A 16,972-nucleotide genomic window follows, 5' to 3' on the forward strand; every position below is an offset into this window, starting at 1 on the left:
CACAGATGCTAGGCCCTGCGCGCCCCGCCCCCGACCGGGGATTGCGGCGCGCGGCGGCCCCGTCAGCCGATCAGGGTGGAGCGCAGCTCGTCGGCCGTCGTGACGACCGCCGACGGGCGCACGGCCTCGAGCGGCTCGGGCAGGCCGGCGCCCCACGTGACCGCGACGGTGTCCATCCCCGCCGCCTTGCCCGCGAGCACGTCGACGACGGCGTCACCGACGTAGACGGCGCCGTTGGCGCTGCGGCCCATCCGCTCGAGGGCGAGCAGCAGCGGCGTCGGGTCGGGCTTGTGCCGCTCGGTGTCCTCCATCGCCACGAGCACCTCGACGTGCTCGGAGATGCCGAGGATGTCCATCGCCTGCTCGGCCGACTCGCGGCGCTTCGACGTGGCCACCCCGACGGCGACCCCGGCCGCGCGCAGGTCGGCGAGCACCGCGACGACGCCGTCGTAGTCGCGGATGAGGCGCTCGGTGTTGTCGGCGTTCCACTGCAGGTACGTCGCGTAGAGCTCGTCGGCGTGCTCGGGCGAGTGGTCGCGGAACGCGCCGATGAGCGGCCTGCCGATCCACGAACGGATGACGTCGGGGTCCTCCTCCCGCCCGATCACGGTGCGGAACGCGTACTGGTACGACTCGACGATGAGGTTGATCGTGTCAGCGAGCGTGCCGTCGAGGTCGAAGACGGCGGTGGACCAGCGTGGAGACGTCACCGGGCGAGCCTAGGGCAGCCCTGCCGGGACCCGGGCCCGCGGCCGTATGCCGGTCGGTTCGGCCCCGCCATCGGCTTTCGGCGTCGTCGACCCGGTGACGTCGGCCCGCATCATCGCGATGTTCGAGCGTCGCGGCTTCGAGCTGATGGGCGCCTACAACAGCCCGCTCATCCACTCGGCCGGCCAGCTCGCGGTGCTCCGGAGACGCTGAACGGTCAGCCGAGCCAGGCGCCCCGGCGCAGCACACGGGTGGGCCGGGCCGCGTCGTCGACGACGACGAGGTCGGCGCGGGAGCCCACGGCGAGCGCGCCGCGGTCGGCCAGGCCCAGCGCTCGGGCAGGGGTGCGCGTGCCGGGGCGGACGGCATACGCCAGCGGGATGCCCGTGCCGAACGCCCGCGCGACGATGTCGCCGACGTGGCTCGTGCCACCGGCGATCGATCCGGGGGTCGTGCCGTCGGGATCGCTGCGCAGGCGTGCGACGCCCCGGTCGACGACGACCGGGAGACCACCGAGGACGTACGCGCCGTCCCCCACTCCTGCGGCCGCCATCGCGTCGGAGACGAAGGCGACGTGGTCGGCGCCGACGAGGTCGAGGACCGTGCGCACCGTGTCGTCGGACAGGTGCGCGCCGTCGGCGATGAGCTCGACCGTCACGCGGCCGCGCGCGGCCGAACGCATCAGTGCCGGGGCGGCGCCCGGCTCACGGTGGTGCCACGGGTCCATGCCGTTGAAGAGGTGGGTGGCCAGGTCGGCGCCGGCCGCGACCGCCTGCTCGACCTGGCCGAACGACGCCGTCGTGTGGCCGATCGCGGCGTGCACCCCGGCCGACGTCAGCCAGTTCACGAGGTCGAGGCCGTGGTCGCGCTCGGGGGCGAGGGTCACCTGCCGCACGTGCCCGCGACCGAGCGAGAGGAGGCGCTCGACCTCGGCGAGCGTCGGGTCGCGCAGGAGGGCCGGGTCGTGGGCTCCGCAGCGCGCCTCGGCGAGCCACGGGCCCTCGAGGTGGATCCCGTCGACGAGCCCGTCGTCACAGAGCTCGGCGAGCATCGCGACGCCGCGCTCGAGGTCTCGAGGGGCCATGGTGACGAGGCTCGCGAGCAGGCTCGTCGAACCGTGCTCGTGGTGGTGCCGCGCCGCGGACGCCGCCGCCTCGTCGTCGAGGTCGGTGAACGCCGACCCGCCGCCGCCGTGGCAGTGGAGGTCGACGTATGCCGGCAGCATCGTCCCGCTCACCCGCTCGGCGCCGAGGGCCTCCCTCGGCGGTTCGGTGCCGGGCTCGATCGGGGTGACCGCCACGATGCGCTCGCCGACCGCGCGGACCAGCACGTCGGGCAGCACGGCGTCGTCGACGAGGGCGGGACCGCGCAGCGAGAGGTTCATCGGGGTCGATTCTGTCGCACGACGGGCAGGGGTAGCGTGTGGCCGTGCCGGCGCGACCCCTCTCTGAGCTCGTCCACCCCACGTGGGTGCCCGCCCTCGAGCCGGTCGCCGACACGATCAGCCGCCTCGGCGAGTTCCTCCGCGCCGAGGTCGCCGCCGGGCGCGGCTACCTGCCGTCGGGAGAGAACGTGCTGCGCGCCTTCTCGCTCCCGCTGCCCGACGTGCGGGTGCTCGTCGTCGGCCAGGACCCCTACCCGACCACCGGCCACCCGGTGGGGCTCAGCTTCAGCGTGGCGCCCGACGTGCGCCCCGTGCCGCGGTCGCTGCAGAACATCTACCAGGAGCTCGGCACCGACCTCGGCCTGCCGACGCCGGCCAACGGTGACCTGACGCCATGGTTCGAACGAGGCGTCATGCTGCTCAACAGGGTGCTCACGGTGCAGCCGGGACGCTCGGCCAGCCACCAGGGCAAGGGCTGGGAAACCGTGACGGCACAAGCCATCTCGGCCCTCGTCGGACGCGGCGGTCCGCTCGTCGCGATCCTCTGGGGACGGCAGGCCCAGTCGCTCGCGCCCATGCTGGGGAGCGTGCCGCGCATCGAGTCGGCGCACCCGTCGCCCCTGTCCGCCCGCTCCGGGTTCTTCGGGTCACGCCCCTTCAGCCGCACCAACGACCTCCTCGCCCAGCAGGGCGCCCCACCCATCGACTGGAGGCTGACATGACCCAGCCCGCCCCCGGCGGCTCCCGACCCACCGTCTGGACCCGCTTCGTCGCGATCGGCGACTCGTTCACCGAGGGCATGTGCGACGACGACCCGTCGTTCGGCCACGACGGCGAGTTCGCCGGCTGGGCCGACCGGCTCGCCGCCCACCTGTCCGAGATCGCCCGCGCCGAGGGGCTCGACTTCGGCTACGCCAACCTCGCCGTCCGGGGGCGCAAGCTCGCCGACGTCGTCGGCCCGCAGCTCGAGGACGCGCTGGCCCTGCAGCCTGACCTCGTGAGCATCGTCGGCGGCGGCAACGACATCCTTCGGCCCAAGGCCGACCTCGACGGGCTCGCGGCCCGGCTCGAGGCGGCCGTGGCCCGCATCCGCGCGACGGGCGCCGACGTGCTCATGGCCACACCCGTCGATCCGGCAGATGCCCCGCTGGTCAAGGCAACTCGCGGTCGCGCCGCCATCCACACGGCCAACATCTGGAGCATCGCGCGGCGCAACGGCGCCCACGTGATCGACCAGTGGGGGCTGCACGCCCTGCGCGACTGGCGGATGTGGGCCGACGACCGCATCCACATGACCACCGAAGGGCACCGGCGCGTGTCGCTCGCAGCCCTCGAGTCCCTCGGGCACACGCCGTCCGAGACCGACTGGGCGACCCCGCTCGACCCCGCGCCCCCGATCGGGCGGCGCGAGGCGCTTCAGGCCAACGCGCAGTGGGCCAAGGAGTACGTCGGCCCCTGGGTGCACCGACGCCTCACCGGCCGCTCGTCCGGCGACCACCGGCAGGCCAAGCGTCCCGACGTCGCGCCGCTCGACTGAGGCTGCGAGGCGCACGGCATACCGCTGGATCTTCGGAACATGTCCGGAACGTCCTGAGGATCTCCTGAAATTTTCCGATTGCACCTCTGGTGCGAAGTAGGTCGCAGGTGGTTAGGTCTCCCTCGGGTCACGCGCCGGGGGCGCCGGCCCTCCATCCACCACTCAGCGTGCGACTCCCGATCGGGTGCCGCACGTGATTGCGCACTGACGGCCACCCGCGCCGTCGAAACAAGGAGGTTTCGTGCGTAGGACGTCTGTGGGGCTGCTCAGCCTCGCCCTGGCCGCAGGGATGGGGGTGTCCATCGGAGCCCCGATGGTCGGCGCCCTCCCCACCGCCAGCCCGAACAACGTGCACGCCGGCGACGCCGCTGCACCGGCCGGCTCGGACGAGTTCTCGAGCCCGCAGCAGGACAAGGCCCGCGCCCTCAAGGAGCGCGCCCTGACCGAGGTCCTCGACGGCAAGGCAACCACCGTCAAGCAGGGTCGCAGCACCGTCGCCAAGATCTCCACCGGCAAGAAGGGTACTGGCGCGACCGACGAGTACGTCGAGGTCGGTCGCACGGGCACCGACAAGATCTTCGTCGTGCTCGCCGAGTTCGGCAACCAGCGCAGCGACAGCTATCCGGACGTCGACTCCGACCCGAACACCCCCGGCCCGACGACGTTCGACGGCCCGCTGCACAACGCGATTCCCCAGCCCGACCGCACGCTCGACAACTCGACGAACTGGAACGCGAACTACAGCCGCGACTACTTCCAGAACCTCTACTTCGGCACCGGCGGCACCATCGGCGCCGGTGGCGCCCAGGAGACCGTCAAGCAGTGGTACGAGCGCCAGAGCTCGGGCCGCTACAGCATCGACGGCCAGGTCTCCGACTGGGTCAAGGTGCCCTACAACGAGGCCCGCTACGGCCGCGACGTCTGCGGATCGCACGTCTGCACCAACACGTGGGCCCTCGTGCGCGACGCCGTCAACCAGTGGGTCGCCGACCAGACGGCCAAGGGCCAGACCGACGCCCAGATCAAGGCGACCCTCGCGACCTACGACCAGTGGGACCGCTACGACGCCGACAACGACGGCAACTTCAACGAGCCCGACGGCTACATCGACCACTTCCAGATCGTGCACGCGGGCGGCGACCAGGCCGACGGCGACCCCATCCAGGGCGAGGACGCCATCTGGTCGCACCGCTGGTTCGCCTACTACAACGGCGCCGGCACGACCGGTCCGGCCGGCAACCTCAACGGCGGCACCCAGATCGGCACCACCGGCATGTGGGTCGGCGACTACACGATCCAGCCTGAGAACGGGGGCATGTCGGTCTTCACGCACGAGTACGGCCACGACCTCGGCCTGCCCGACCTCTACGACACCGCGACGGGAGCCGACAACGGTGTCAACTGGTGGTCCATGATGGCGCAGAGCCGCCAGGCCGGCCCGAAGGACAAGTCCATCGGCTCGCGCGGGTCGGACTTCGGCGCCTGGGAGAAGCTCTTCCTCGGCTGGCTCGACTACAAGTACATCCCGGCCGCCACCGCTGCCGGCACCACGGTCGACCTCGGCCCGCACGAGTACAACTCAGCCAAGAAGCAGGCCGTCATCGTCGGGCTCCCGAAGAAGACCGTCGTCACGAAGCTCGCGGCTCCCTTCGAGGGCAGCAAGACGTGGTACGGCGGCCGCAAGGACGCCACCAACGCGACGATGACGCGCTCGGTCCCTCTCGCTGCCGGCAGCTCGACGCTCACGTTCCAGACGAACTACTTCATCGAGGACTGCACCTGCGACTTCGCCTACGTCGAGGTCAACGACGGCTCCGGCTGGGCGACGATCCCGGGCAGCATCACCGGCACCGAGAACAACGGCATCACCGGCACGACCGACGACAAGTGGGTCCCCGCCTCGTTCGACCTGTCCGCCTGGGCGGGTAAGACGGTGAGCCTGCGCTTCCGCTACGCCACCGACCCGGCCTACACCGAGCGCGGCTTCTTCGTGGACGCCATCAAGCTCGTCTCCGGCGGTGCCACGGTGTTCGAGTCCGGCGCCGAGTCGGGCACCGAGGGCTGGACCCTCGACGGCTTCTCTGCAGCAGGCGCCGAGACGACGACGCAGTACAGCAACTACTACATCGCGTCACACCGTGACTACGTGTCGTTCGACCAGTACCTCCAGAGCGGGCCGTACAACTTCGGCTGGCTGAACACGAAGCCCGACTTCGTGGAGCACTTCCCTTACCAGGACGGACTGCTCGTCAGCTACTGGGACCTCTCGCAGGCCGACAACAACACGGGCGTGCACCCGGGCGAGGGCGAGATCCTGCCCGTCGACGCCAACCCGGCGCCGGTGCCGCTCGCGGACGGGACGGTGCTGCGTCCGCGTATCGCCGGCTACGACGCCCCGTTCTCGCTGGAGACGTCGGACTCGTTCACGTACCACAAGAACAGCGTCGGCTACCGGATCACGGGCAAGGCCGCCCAGCCGGTCTTCGACGACAGCAAGCAGTACTGGTACTCGAACACCCCGACCACGGGTGTGAAGGTCCCGAACAACGGTGTCAACATCGGCATCACGGGCCAGAACGGCACGTCGATGACGGTCAAGGTCTGGAAGCGCTGACGCGCAACCCCTTGCGACACAGAGAGGCCCGCCCCTTCGTGGGGGCGGGCCTCTCGCCGTTCCAGGGCGTATGCCGGGTGGTTCCGTTGCGCTGCCAGGCAACCGGACGGCATACGCCCTGTGGCTTGTCGTGCTTCAGACGGACTGGGCGAAGGCCTTCTCGAAGATGTCGAGGCCCTCGGAGAGCAGCTCGTCGCTCGCCGCGAGCGGCGGCAGGAACCGGAAGACGTTGCCGTAGGTGCCGCACGTCAGGGTGACGAGGCCCTCGGCGTGGCAGGCCTTGTTGACGGCGCCGGTGAGCGCGGCATTCGGCGTGAGGTCGCCCTCGCCCTTGACGAGCTCGACCGCGAGCATCGCGCCGCGGCCGCGGATGTCACCGATCTGTGGGTACTTCGACGCCAGCGCCTCGAGCCGCGGCACGAAGAGAGCTTCGACCTCCTTGGCGCGGCCGCAGAGGTCGTCGGCCTTCATCGTCTCGATGGCGCCGAGCGCCGATGCGCACGCGACGGGGTTGCCGCCGTAGGTGCCGCCGAGGCCGCCGCCGTGGACGGCGTCCATGATCTCGGCGCGTCCCGTGACGCCCGCGAGCGGCAGGCCCCCGGCCATGCCCTTGGCGGTCGTGATGAGGTCGGGGACGACGTCCTCGTGCTCGCTCGCGAACCAGTCGCCGGTGCGGCAGAAGCCCGTCTGCACCTCGTCGGCGATGAAGACGATGCCGTTCTCGCGGCACCACTCGGCGACCTGCTTGACGAATCCCGGTGCGGGGACGATGAACCCGCCCTCGCCCTGGATCGGCTCGAGGATGACGGCGGCGAGGTTCTCCTCCCCGACCTGGGCGTGCACCTGCGACACGAAGACGTCGAACGACTCCTTGGCGCAGTCGGCCGGGCCGCCCGGCCAGCGGAACGGGTAGCTCATCGGGGCGCGGTAGACCTCGCCGGCGAACGGGCCGAACCTGTGCTTGTAGGGCATGTTCTTGGCCGTCAGGGCCATCGTGAGGTTGGTGCGGCCGTGGTACGCGTGGTCGAACGCGACGACGGCGTTGCGGCCGGTGTAGTGGCGGGCGACCTTGACGGCGTTCTCGACGGCCTCGGCGCCGGAGTTGAACAGGGCGGTGCGCTTCTCGTGGTCACCGGGCGTGAGGTCGTTGAGGGCCTCGGCAACCTCGAGGTACTCCTCGTAGGGGGTCACCATGAAGCACGTGTGGGTGAAGTCCTGCACCTGCGCGGTGACGCGCTCGACGACGCGCGGTGCGGCGTTGCCCACCGTCGTCACGGCGATGCCCGAGCCGAAGTCGATGAGCTGGTTGCCGTCGACGTCGACGAGGATGCCGCCGCCCGCCCGCTCGACGTAGACGGGCAGGCCGGTGGAGACGCCGGCGGACACGGCCGCCGTCTTGCGCTTCTGGAGCTCGACGGACCGGGGGCCGGGGATCGCGGTCGTGAGGACGCGCTGCTGGGGGACGCTGCTCATGCGCGTCAGTATGCCGTCGCCGGGCCGCCCGGGGGAACCCGCCCCGTCGCGCCTGTCATCGCTCGATCCGCAGCCGAACGACGCGTTCGGTGGCGAACTCAGCGGTGGAACACTGCCCTCGCCACCGAACGCGTCGTTCGAGAGGGCCTTCACCCGGCCGGCGGCACACCTTGTCGCCGTGCCGCCGGCCCGTCGTTCACAGCTCGACGCCTGCTCCGAACCGGCCCCGGTGCTCGACCGGGATGAGCGGCTTGTCGGCGCGGGCCCTGATCTGCTGGACCGCCCACGTGTTGCCGTCCGGGTCGGCGAACCCGAAGAACGTGCCACCGTCGCGGGGGTCGATGGTCTGGACCTCCGAGCACTCGACGCCGCGTCCGACGAGCTCGGCGCGGGCCGCCTCGGCGTCGGCGACGACGAGCTGAACGCCCTTGAGCGAGCCCGGGGCCATCTCCTGCTGGGCGGGGATGTCGCCGACGACGATCGAGCACCCGGAGCCGCGCGGCGTCAGCTGGGCGACGTGCATGTGCTCGTTCTTCGTGTCGTGGTCGAGGGTGAACCCGACCTGGTCGCGGTAGAAGGCGATCGCGGCGTCGAGGTCACTGACCGGGACGATGACCACCTCGAGGGTCCAGTCCATGGCCTTCAGGCCTGCGCGGAGGCGGTCGATGCGGCGGCGGTCGATGCGGAGGCGACGAGCTCGTCGAGGCGCTCGTAGCCCTCGACCATGCCCTTCTCCATGCCGCTCTCGATCATCATGTCGCGGCCCTCGACGGTCGGGCCGACACTGTGGCCCTCGAGCCGGCAGCGGCCGTCGCCGAGGTCGACGAAGCGCATGAACTCGATGGCGACCTCGTCGGGTGCGCCCTCGAACTCGAACGTCTGGATCGCCAGCTCGTCGTCGCGGACAGTGTGGAAGGTGCCGTGGAAGCCGTAGACGTTGTCGCCGTCGCGGTGGGTGTAGCGGTAGCCGCCGCCGGACGTGAAGTCCCAGCGCTCGATGTCCATCTCGTAGCCGCGCGGGCCGAGCCACTGGCGGACGAGCTCGGGGTCGCGATGGGCGTTGAAGACGGCCTCGACCGGGGCGTCGAACTCGCGCGTGAAGTCGATCCACGGCTTGCCGGAGGGGGCGTCGATGTTCAGTGGGTGGCTCATGGCTACTGCTCCTTGTGGGTGTGCTGGTTCGTGTTGGTGTTGGTGTTGGCGTCGGTGTTGCCTGACGTGGTGCGTTCGAGGAGCGCGTCGAGGCTGCGGAACCGCTGCTCGGCGAGGAGGCGGTAGCGGTCGATCCAGGCCGTCATGGCCTCGAGCCGCGCGGCCTCGAGGTGGACGGGGCGGCGCTGGGCGTCGCGGGTCCGGCTCACGAGGCCGGCGAGCTCGAGCACCTGGATGTGCCTGCTGACGGCCTGCTTGCTGATCTCGAACGGTTCGGCGAGCTCGTTGACGGTCGCGGGCCCTCGGCTGAGGCGGGCGATGATGGCGCGCCGGACCGGGTCGGCCAGGGCCGCGAAGGCGCGGTCGAGGTCGGCGTCCGAGACCGGCGTGAGGATCATTGTCAACCAACTCCTTGATCAATCGATAGATTGATTACACGCCCGCCGCGCCATGGTGTCAACCCCTCCTTCCCATCGAGAAAGCGATCCGTCCGGACGGATCGCTTTCTCGATGAGGACGCTCGGGGGCGCCTGAGGACGCTCAGCTGCGCCCGCGAACAGCCGCGTGCTCCGCAGATGCGGAGGTAGAGTGCTTCCCATGCCGCATCTGCGCATCACCGAGGCCGCCGCGCTGCTCGGCGTCTCCGACGACACCGTCCGCCGCATGGTCGACTCGGGCCGGCTCGACGGCGGCACCGACGACGCCGGGCGCCGCACCGTCGACGGGGCTCAGCTGGCAACCGTCGCACAGGAGCTGGCCCACCCGGCGGCCGTGGGCGCCATCGGCAGCGCCTCGGCCCGCAACCGGTTGCGCGGCATCGTCACGGCGATCACCAAGGACACCGTGATGGCCAAGGTCGAGCTGCAGTGCGGGCCGTTCCGCATCGTCTCGCTCCTCTCGAGCGAGTCGGTCGACGACCTCGGCCTCGAGGTCGGTTCGGTCGCCGTCGCGAGCGTCAAGTCGACCCACGTCGTCGTCGAGGTGCCCGTATGAGCGCGACCGCGCCGAACCGCCCGCGCCCCCGACCCTCCCTCGGCGCGACCGTCACGGTGGCGGTCCTCGCTCTCGTGCCCCTCGCGCTCGCCGCCTGCGGCGCCGGCACCGACTCCACCGGGAGCACCGGACGCCAGGGGTCGTCCGGTGCCCCGGGGGCCCAGGCGCAGCGACTCGAGGGGACCGTCACGGTGCTGGCTGCCGCGTCACTCACCGAGTCGTTCGACCGGCTGAAGGCTGACTTCGAGGCCGCCAACCCCGGCGTCACCGTCGAGACGTCCTACGGCTCGAGCAGCACCCTCGTCCAGCAGGTCAACAACGGCGCACCCGCGCAGGTCATCGCGCTCGCCGGCGCCGCCGCAGCCGAGCCCCTCGACAAGAGCCTGGTCAAGCAGACCCGGACCTTCGCCACCAACGTGCTCGAGATCGCCGTGCCGCCGGGCAACCCGGCCGGTGTCACGTCGGTCAACGACCTCGGCAAGCCCACGGTCAAGGTCGTCCTCTGCGCCGACACCGTGCCCTGCGGCAAGGCCGCCCAGGCGACCTTCAGGAAGGCGCGCATCGTGCCCAACGTCGTCAGCAAGGAGGTCGACGTCAAAGCCACCCTCGCCAAGGTGAAGCTCGGCGAGGCCGACGCCGCCGTCGTCTACCACTCCGACGTCGTCGCCGCGAAGGACGCCGTCACGGGCGTGGCCATCCAGGTGCCGTTCAACACGCGGCTCGACTATCCCGTCATCCGGCTCGCCGACGACGCCGCGACCAAGGCGTTCGTCGCCTACGTGCTGAGCGCCCAGGGCCTGGCCACGGTGCAGTCGTTCGGGCTCGGCGCGCCCTGACCGGCCGAGCCGGTGTCGGCCGGAAGGATGCCGTGACATGAGGTATGCCGGCCGGTGGCGCACCCGCCTCGCCCTCGGCGTCCCGGCGGGGCTGGCCCTCCTGCTCCTCGTCGTGCCGCTGGCTGCGCTCCTCGTGCGGGCGGACTGGGCACGCATCCCGGCGGACCTCGCGACACCGACCGTCCTTCCGGCGCTGCGGCTCTCGCTCACGACGACGTCGTGCACCGCTGCGCTGTGCCTGCTGCTCGGCACTCCCCTGGCCTGGTTCCTCGCGCGCTCGGACCACCCGGCGACGAGCTGGCTGCGTGCGCTGCTCACCGTGCCGCTGGTGCTCCCTCCGGTGGTCGGTGGCGTGGCCCTGCTCATGGCGTGGGGCCGCAACGGGCTGCTCGGTCAGCACCTGGCGCCGTTCGGCGTTCAGATCCCGTTCACGACCGTGGCCGTGGTGCTCGCCGAGACCTTCGTGGCCATGCCCTACTACGTGCTCGCCGTGGAGGGCGCGATGCGCGGTCTCGACGCACGTCTCGAGTCGGTGGCCCGCACCCTCGGCGCCGGCGAGCTGCGCTACCTGCGCACGGTGGGAATCCCGCTGGTGCTGCCCGGCATCGCGAGCGGGCTCGCCCTCGCCTGGGCCCGCGCGCTCGGCGAGTTCGGTGCGACGATCACCTTCGCCGGCAACTTCCAGGGCCGCACACAGACCCTCCCGCTCCTCGTCTACGTCGAGCTGGAGCGAGATCCGCAGGTGGCGATCTCGATCTCGATCATGCTGCTGGCCGTCAGCGTGCTCGTGCTCGGGGTGCTGCGTGGCAGGTGGCTGCGGTGAGCCTCGATGCGCGAGTCCGCCTGTCGCGCGGTGCGATCGACGTCGACGTGTCACTTCGGGCCGAGCCCGGCCAGGTCGTCGGCGTCCTCGGCCCCAACGGCGGCGGCAAGACGACGACGGTTCTCGCGCTGGCCGGCATCCTGCGTGTCGCCGAGGGTCACGTCCGCGTCGATGGGCAGGCCTGGGACGACGGGCGTCGCGCCCTGCCCCCCGAGCAGCGCACGGTCGGCCTGATGCTCGCCGACAGCCTCCTCTTCCCGCACCTGACCGCCCTCGACAACGTCGCCTACGGTCCGCGCAGCCGGGGAGTCGACCGCCATCGCGCGCGCGACCGCGCCCGCGAAGAGCTCGGCCGGGTGGACCTGTTGGAGCGCGCCTCCTCCCGCCCGCGCCAGCTGTCGTCGGGGCAGCAGGCCCGCGTCGCCCTGGCTCGAGCCCTCGCGACGGACCCCTCCCTGCTCCTGCTCGACGAGCCCCTCGCCGCCCTCGACCCCGACACGCGCGCGCGCACCCGCAGCGACCTCGCGACCCGCCTGACGGCATACGGCGGCATCACCGTGCTCGTCACCCACGACCCGCTCGACGCGCTCACCCTCGCCGACCACCTCGTGTTCGTCGAGGACGGCCAGGTCACCCAGTCCGGCACGCCGGCGGAGGTGCTCAGCGAGCCGCGCAGCCCCTACGTCGCTACCGTCGTCGGACTCAACCTGTATGCCGGAGAGGGGGACTCGCGGGGGCACGTGACCACCGGCGAGGGCGGCGTGGTCGTCACCACGAGCCCGACCGAGGGCCGGGTCTGGGCGACCATCCCCCCGAGCGCCGTGTCGCTGCACCTCCACCAGCCCGAGGGATCACCGCGCAACACGTGGCGGCTGCGCGTCGCGTCCGTCACCGTGCAGGGCCAGTCGGCGCGCGTCGGGCTCGTCGGCGCCCTGCCGGTCACGGCCGAGGTGACGCTCGAGTCCGTGACCGCACTCGGCCTGCAGGTCGGTCAGCAGGTCTGGGCCGCCGTCAAGGCCACCGAGGTGCGCACCTACCCGCGCTGAGCCTCGGCAGGGTCCACCGTGACGTCCGGCCTGCCCGCGACCCGACGCACGCGGAGGAAGGCGGCGACGGCCGGCAGCTGGACGGCCGCCGCGACGACGAGGGCGAGCGGGATCGAGGTGCGCGCCGCGAGCGCACCGAGCGGAGGGCCGCCGGCGACCTGCCCGATCGCGTTGGCCTGGCTGTTCATCGACAGCACGGTCGCGCGCGTCGAGGACTCGAGGTTGCGGTTGAGCCACGTCGCCTCGATCGGGCCGGCGAACGCGCGGCTCGCGCTGTGCAGCCAGAGCGCGACGAGCACCAGCCAGAGGTTCCCGAGCAGGGCGACGCCGACGACGGCCAGCACCTGCACCACGGCTGCGACGGCGACGGGCGTCCCGGGACTGGCATCGACGACGTGCCGCGGCAACCAGCGACTGCTCGCCAGCGACGCCCCGAGTGAGACGAGTGAGCCGACGAGCGCGAAGGCGGTGAAGCCGATGGCCTCGTCACCGCCGAAGAGCTCCGGCATGTCGAACGCGTCGAGCACCCGCACCTGCCAGAGCCGGTCGAAGACCTCACTGGACAGGCCGACGAGCAGGCTGACGAAGAGGAAGACGCGGACCACCCTGCGGCCACGAGCGATCCGCAGGCCGGCGACGAACTGGCTGCGCAGGTGCCCGAAGGTCTCCCGCTCGTTCCGCGGCGTCGGGCGGAAGTGCCGCTCGGGCATCGTGAGCAGCAGGCCGACGGCGAGGAGCACGAGGGTGGCGCCGGCGACGATGATCGGCAGGCGCAGGGCCACGAGGCCCAGCACGCCGGCGGTCAGCGTGCCGACGAAGCCGAAGGTGAGGTCCAGCTGGGTCTCCCGGGTGAACACCTCGGCCACCTCCTCCTCCCCCACCTCGTCGGTGATCCACGCCTGCAGCGCGCCGGAGGTGAAGGTGTAGCCGATGCCCCACACGACGTTGCCGACGAGCGCCGCGGCGAAGGTGGCGAGCACGCCTTCGACCGCGAAGCCCACCCCGACGAGGAGGAAGCCGATGATCACCGATGCCCGCCGGCTCCACAGGTCGGCGACGAGGCCGGTGGGCACCTCGAAGACGAAGCAGGTCGCCTCGAGCACCGTGCCGACGAGCACCATCTGGAAGGGGTCGAGCCCGACCACGCGGTACTGGAAGACGAGGTTGAGGGTGAAGCAGACGGCATACGCGAAGGCCGCGACGGCCGTCAGCACGTAGAAGGTCGGCGTCGCCGGGGTCTCGCGCAGCGGGCGGCGCAGGAGCCGGAGCACGGCTCGACAGTAGGGCCGTCGGGGGGCGCTCGTCCTCCGGTTTCCGACGACGTGTGCCGGGGCGCGGGTGGTGGCGCGGACGCGGGCGCCGGCGCTCGTGCGCCGACGCCCGCGGTCGGGAGGTGTTCAGCCGGGGTGCCGACTCACGGGAGGTCGAGGAAGGCGTTGCGCAGCAGCGGCTGGTTGTTGACGAAGCCGTAGCTCGCGCACGCGGCCGCGCTGCACGAGACCCGCGAGTCGACGCCGACGCGCATGTCGATGTGCAGGTGGGGGTCGGTGCAGAGGGCGTGGTACTTCGTCCCCACGTAGCCGATGCGCTGGCCCTTGCTCACGGTCTGGCCGACCGCGACGACCGGGGCGGGGCTGTCGTCCATGTGGGCGAAGTACCAGAGGCGGCCGAAGCCGTCCTTGACGGTGACGGTGCTGCCGACGCTGTCGCACCCGGTGCTGCCGGCGCGCACGTTCTTCGTCATGACGGTGCCGCCCACCGGCGAGAGGACCGACGTCCCGGTCGCGGAGAAGATGTCGGCGGCGTTGTAGTCGTGGTGGCAGTTCGTCTTGCTGTCCCAGCACCAGTGCGGCGTGCGGTTCTTGATGTCGGCCTGGTTGACGGCGAGCGGGAAGCGCAGCGAGGCGTCGCCGACGATCTGCGAGGCGTTGTTGTTGTAGACGTTGCTGTTGAGGTTGACCTGGGCGCCGTCGGGGATCTGGTCGTAGGTGCCCCCGAAGTCGCTGTTGTAGAAGACGAAGACGGGCTTGCCGGTGCGGTTCCAGACGGAGGCCGTGTTGTTCTTGACGCACTGGCCCTGGCCGGCGCCGCTGCTGACGAACTCGATGCAGCCGGTGCCGCTGCCGTAGTCGCGCTGGGAGTTGACGAGGTCGACGCGCGAGCCGGCCTGGCCGCTGTTGTAGTAGAGGCAGAACTCGCCGCTCTCGCACACTCCGTTGCGAGCCGTGGCGTTGGCGGCTGGTGCCGCGACGATCGCGGCGGCCGTGAGGGCGGCCAGTGCGACGAGGGCGGTTCCGAGCTTCTTGAACATGTCGGTCCTTCCTGGTGAGCAGTCCGATGGTGCTGGCCCGGCCCATGAGAGCGCCCGGCACTAACAAGCCCCTAACCCCCGTCGACGTCTCACACTTTGGACGAAATGCTCGGACGTCCTAGTATCTAGGCCATGCCAGCGACGAGGCTGATGCCGACCGACGAAGCCACCGACCTCATCGAGCTCACCCGCGAGATCTGCCGCAAGGACCTCGCGCCGAAGGTCGACGAGGCGGAGCGCGCCCGCACCTTCCCCGAGCAGGCCTTCCGCACCCTCGGCCGGGCGGGCCTGCTGTCGCTGCCCTACCCCGAGGAGTTCGGCGGGGCCGACCAGCCCTACGAGGTCTACCTGCAGGTCGTCGAGGAGATCGCCTCGGTGTGGATGAGCGTCGCGGTCGGTGTCAGTGTGCACAGCCTGACGGCATACCCCGTGGCGACGTTCGGCACGAAGGAGCAGCAGGAGGCGCTCCTTCCCGACATGCTCTCGGGCGAGCAGCTCGGCGCCTACTGCCTGTCCGAGCCTCTTGCCGGCTCCGACATCGCCTCGATGACGACCCGCGCGACGCGCACCGACGCCGGCTGGTCGCTCAAGGGCACCAAGGCGTGGATCTCGCACGCGGGCCACGCCGACTACTACACGACCTTCGCCCGCACGTCCGACGACGGCGGCAGGGGCCTCTCGACCTTCATCGTGCCGGGCGACGCCCCGGGCCTCACCTTCGCCGAGCCCGAGAAGAAGATGGGCCTGCACTGCGACCCCGTCTCGCAGGTCATGTTCGACGCCGTGCCCGTCGACGGCGCGCGCCTCATCGGTAGGGAGGGTGACGGCATGAAGCTCGCGCTGTCGGCCCTCGACGCCGGACGCCTCGGCATCGCCGCCGCGGCGACCGGCCTCGCCCAAGCGGCGCTCGACGCCGCTGCCGACTACGCCAACGAGCGTCAGCAGTTCGGCCGGCGCATCGGCGACTTCCAGGGCCTCGCCTTCCTCCTCGCCGACATGGAGGCGGCCGTCACGTCGGCCCGCGCCACCTACCTCCACGCCGCCCGGCTCAAGGACGCCGGCCGCGGGTTCAGCAAGGAGGCGGCCGTCGCCAAGCTCGTCGCCACCGATGCCGCGATGAAGGTCACGACAGACGCCGTCCAGGTGCTCGGCGGGGCCGGCTACACCGAGGACTTCCCGCTCGAGCGCTACATGCGCGAGGCGAAGGTGACCCAGATCTTCGAGGGCACCAACCAGATCCAGCGGCTCGTCATCTCGCGCCACCTCCTCGCCCGCTGACCCCCCGACGCCCGAAAGGCCTGTCATGCAGCTGAACTCGTCCACCGTCGCCATCGTCACCGGCGGCGGCTCCGGCCTCGGCGGCGCCACCGCGCGCCGCCTCGTCGCCGACGGCGCGACGGTCGTCATCATCGACCTCGAGGGGTCCACGGCCCCGGCGCTCGTCGCCGAGCTCGAGTCCGAGCGGGCCGGCAGCGCGCACTTCGTCGCCGCCGACGTGCGCGACGAGACGCAGGTCCAGGCCGCCGTCGACAAGGCCACCTCGCTCGGCGAGCTGCGCATCGCCGTCAACTGCGCCGGGGTCGCGACGCCGGGGCGGGTCCTCGGCCGTGGCGGGCCGCTGTCGCTCGACACCTTCCGGACGGTCGTCGACATCAACCTCGTCGGGTCGTTCAACGTGATGCGCCTCGCCGCAGCGGCGATGCTGGCCAACGAGCCCGTCGACGGCGACCGCGGCGTCATCGTCAACACCGCGAGCATCGCCGCCTACGACGGTCAGATCGGGCAGGCCGCGTATGCCGCGAGCAAGGGCGGCATCGTCGGGCTCACCCTGTCGGCCGCCCGCGACCTCGCCGACAAGGCGATCCGCGTCATGACGATCGCGCCCGGCACGTTCGAGACGCCGATGCTCGCCGGGCTGCCCGGTGAGGTCAAGGAGATCCTCGAGAAGCAGGTGCCGCACCCGTCGCGCCTCGGCAACCCGACCGAGTACGCCTCGCTCGTGCGCCACATCATCGACAACCCGATGCTCAACGGTGAGGTCATCCGCCTCGACGGCGCCCTCCGCATGCCCCCTCGCTGACCCGGCTGAGACCAC

Annotated in this window: 17 protein-coding genes; 9 read left to right on the forward strand and 8 right to left on the reverse strand. The window is 71.4% G+C overall.

Annotation, left to right across the window (positions count from 1 at the left end; all coding sequences use genetic code 11):
• Window positions 1-62: 62 nt before the first annotated feature.
• Together ACXR8F_RS03370 and ACXR8F_RS03375 are read right to left on the reverse strand one after the other, a co-directional pair.
• Window positions 63-710 carry an HAD family hydrolase gene (locus ACXR8F_RS03370; protein ID WP_045190862.1) on the reverse strand — a complete coding sequence of 216 codons (648 nt, stop codon included), beginning with the start codon at window positions 708-710 and terminating at the stop codon, window positions 63-65.
• 215 nt (window positions 711-925) lie between these two features.
• A complete protein-coding gene (locus ACXR8F_RS03375) occupies window positions 926-2,092 on the reverse strand; it encodes an N-acetylglucosamine-6-phosphate deacetylase (protein WP_458798723.1) in 1,167 nt (388 codons plus the stop codon).
• 44 nt (window positions 2,093-2,136) lie between these two features.
• Here ACXR8F_RS03375 and ACXR8F_RS03380 point away from each other — a divergent pair, with 44 nt between their 5' ends.
• The 3 genes from ACXR8F_RS03380 to ACXR8F_RS03390 all read left to right on the forward strand — a co-directional run bounded on the left by ACXR8F_RS03380 (window position 2,137) and on the right by ACXR8F_RS03390 (window position 6,243).
• Window positions 2,137-2,814, forward strand: coding sequence for a uracil-DNA glycosylase (locus ACXR8F_RS03380; protein WP_458798724.1), 678 nt, complete (start codon window positions 2,137-2,139; stop codon window positions 2,812-2,814).
• Window positions 2,811-3,629 (forward strand): SGNH/GDSL hydrolase family protein, encoded by an 819-nt coding sequence (locus ACXR8F_RS03385; protein WP_458798725.1) that lies wholly within the window; start codon window positions 2,811-2,813, stop codon window positions 3,627-3,629. Before ACXR8F_RS03380 ends, ACXR8F_RS03385 begins: the two co-directional genes overlap by 4 nt.
• 241 nt (window positions 3,630-3,870) lie before the next feature.
• Entirely contained in the window at window positions 3,871-6,243 is a 2,373-nt protein-coding gene (locus ACXR8F_RS03390; RefSeq protein ID WP_458798726.1) for an immune inhibitor A domain-containing protein, read from the forward strand.
• A 135-nt stretch (window positions 6,244-6,378) separates the two neighbouring features.
• On the opposite strand, the gene gabT is transcribed toward ACXR8F_RS03390, so the two are convergent.
• From gabT to ACXR8F_RS03410, 4 genes are all read right to left on the reverse strand, one after another.
• On the reverse strand, window positions 6,379-7,716 hold the full coding sequence (gabT, locus tag ACXR8F_RS03395) for a 4-aminobutyrate--2-oxoglutarate transaminase (protein ID WP_458798727.1): 1,338 nt from the start codon (window positions 7,714-7,716) through the stop codon (window positions 6,379-6,381).
• Window positions 7,717-7,912: 196 nt separating this feature from the next.
• Entirely contained in the window at window positions 7,913-8,353 is a 441-nt protein-coding gene (locus tag ACXR8F_RS03400; RefSeq protein ID WP_458798728.1) for a VOC family protein, read from the reverse strand.
• 5 nt (window positions 8,354-8,358) lie between these two features.
• The gene (locus tag ACXR8F_RS03405; protein ID WP_458798729.1) at window positions 8,359-8,868 is read right to left on the reverse strand and encodes an SRPBCC family protein; all 510 of its coding nucleotides are present in this window, start codon (window positions 8,866-8,868) and stop codon (window positions 8,359-8,361) included.
• Window positions 8,869-8,870: 2 nt separating this feature from the next.
• Window positions 8,871-9,266, reverse strand: a complete 396-nt coding sequence (locus ACXR8F_RS03410; RefSeq protein WP_045190870.1) for an ArsR/SmtB family transcription factor — start codon at window positions 9,264-9,266, stop codon at window positions 8,871-8,873.
• Window positions 9,267-9,465: 199 nt separating this feature from the next.
• On the opposite strand from ACXR8F_RS03410, the gene ACXR8F_RS03415 reads away from it, so the two are divergent.
• From ACXR8F_RS03415 to ACXR8F_RS03430, 4 genes are read left to right on the forward strand one after another with little or no spacing between them, the layout of a single operon-like run.
• Complete coding sequence (locus ACXR8F_RS03415) at window positions 9,466-9,861, forward strand: TOBE domain-containing protein (protein WP_458798730.1); 396 nt, start codon at window positions 9,466-9,468, stop codon at window positions 9,859-9,861.
• Entirely contained in the window at window positions 9,858-10,697 is an 840-nt protein-coding gene (gene modA / locus ACXR8F_RS03420; protein WP_045190872.1) for a molybdate ABC transporter substrate-binding protein, read from the forward strand. The genes ACXR8F_RS03415 and modA overlap by 4 nt, the downstream gene beginning before the upstream one ends.
• A 37-nt stretch (window positions 10,698-10,734) precedes the next feature.
• The gene (locus tag ACXR8F_RS03425; protein WP_458798731.1) at window positions 10,735-11,520 is read left to right on the forward strand and encodes an ABC transporter permease; all 786 of its coding nucleotides are present in this window, start codon (window positions 10,735-10,737) and stop codon (window positions 11,518-11,520) included.
• Window positions 11,517-12,566: an ABC transporter ATP-binding protein gene (locus tag ACXR8F_RS03430; protein ID WP_458798732.1), complete on the forward strand. Its 1,050-nt coding sequence runs from the start codon at window positions 11,517-11,519 to the stop codon at window positions 12,564-12,566. The genes ACXR8F_RS03425 and ACXR8F_RS03430 overlap by 4 nt, the downstream gene beginning before the upstream one ends.
• Here ACXR8F_RS03430 and ACXR8F_RS03435 read toward each other — a convergent pair.
• Together ACXR8F_RS03435 and ACXR8F_RS03440 are read right to left on the reverse strand one after the other, a co-directional pair.
• Window positions 12,554-13,837 carry an MFS transporter gene (locus tag ACXR8F_RS03435; RefSeq protein WP_458798733.1) on the reverse strand — a complete coding sequence of 428 codons (1,284 nt, stop codon included), beginning with the start codon at window positions 13,835-13,837 and terminating at the stop codon, window positions 12,554-12,556. The genes ACXR8F_RS03430 and ACXR8F_RS03435 overlap by 13 nt on opposite strands.
• Before the next feature lie 143 nt (window positions 13,838-13,980).
• Window positions 13,981-14,877: a peptidoglycan DD-metalloendopeptidase family protein gene (locus ACXR8F_RS03440; RefSeq protein ID WP_458798734.1), complete on the reverse strand. Its 897-nt coding sequence runs from the start codon at window positions 14,875-14,877 to the stop codon at window positions 13,981-13,983.
• Between the two features lie 132 nt (window positions 14,878-15,009).
• On the opposite strand from ACXR8F_RS03440, the gene ACXR8F_RS03445 reads away from it, so the two are divergent.
• Together ACXR8F_RS03445 and ACXR8F_RS03450 are read left to right on the forward strand one after the other, a co-directional pair.
• Complete coding sequence (locus tag ACXR8F_RS03445; RefSeq protein ID WP_045190876.1) at window positions 15,010-16,155, forward strand: acyl-CoA dehydrogenase family protein; 1,146 nt, start codon at window positions 15,010-15,012, stop codon at window positions 16,153-16,155.
• 25 nt (window positions 16,156-16,180) lie between these two features.
• Window positions 16,181-16,957 (forward strand): SDR family NAD(P)-dependent oxidoreductase, encoded by a 777-nt coding sequence (locus ACXR8F_RS03450; RefSeq protein ID WP_045190877.1) that lies wholly within the window; start codon window positions 16,181-16,183, stop codon window positions 16,955-16,957.
• Window positions 16,958-16,972 lie beyond the last annotated feature (15 nt).

The sequence above is a fragment of the Terrabacter sp. AAH1 genome (assembly GCF_054456855.1).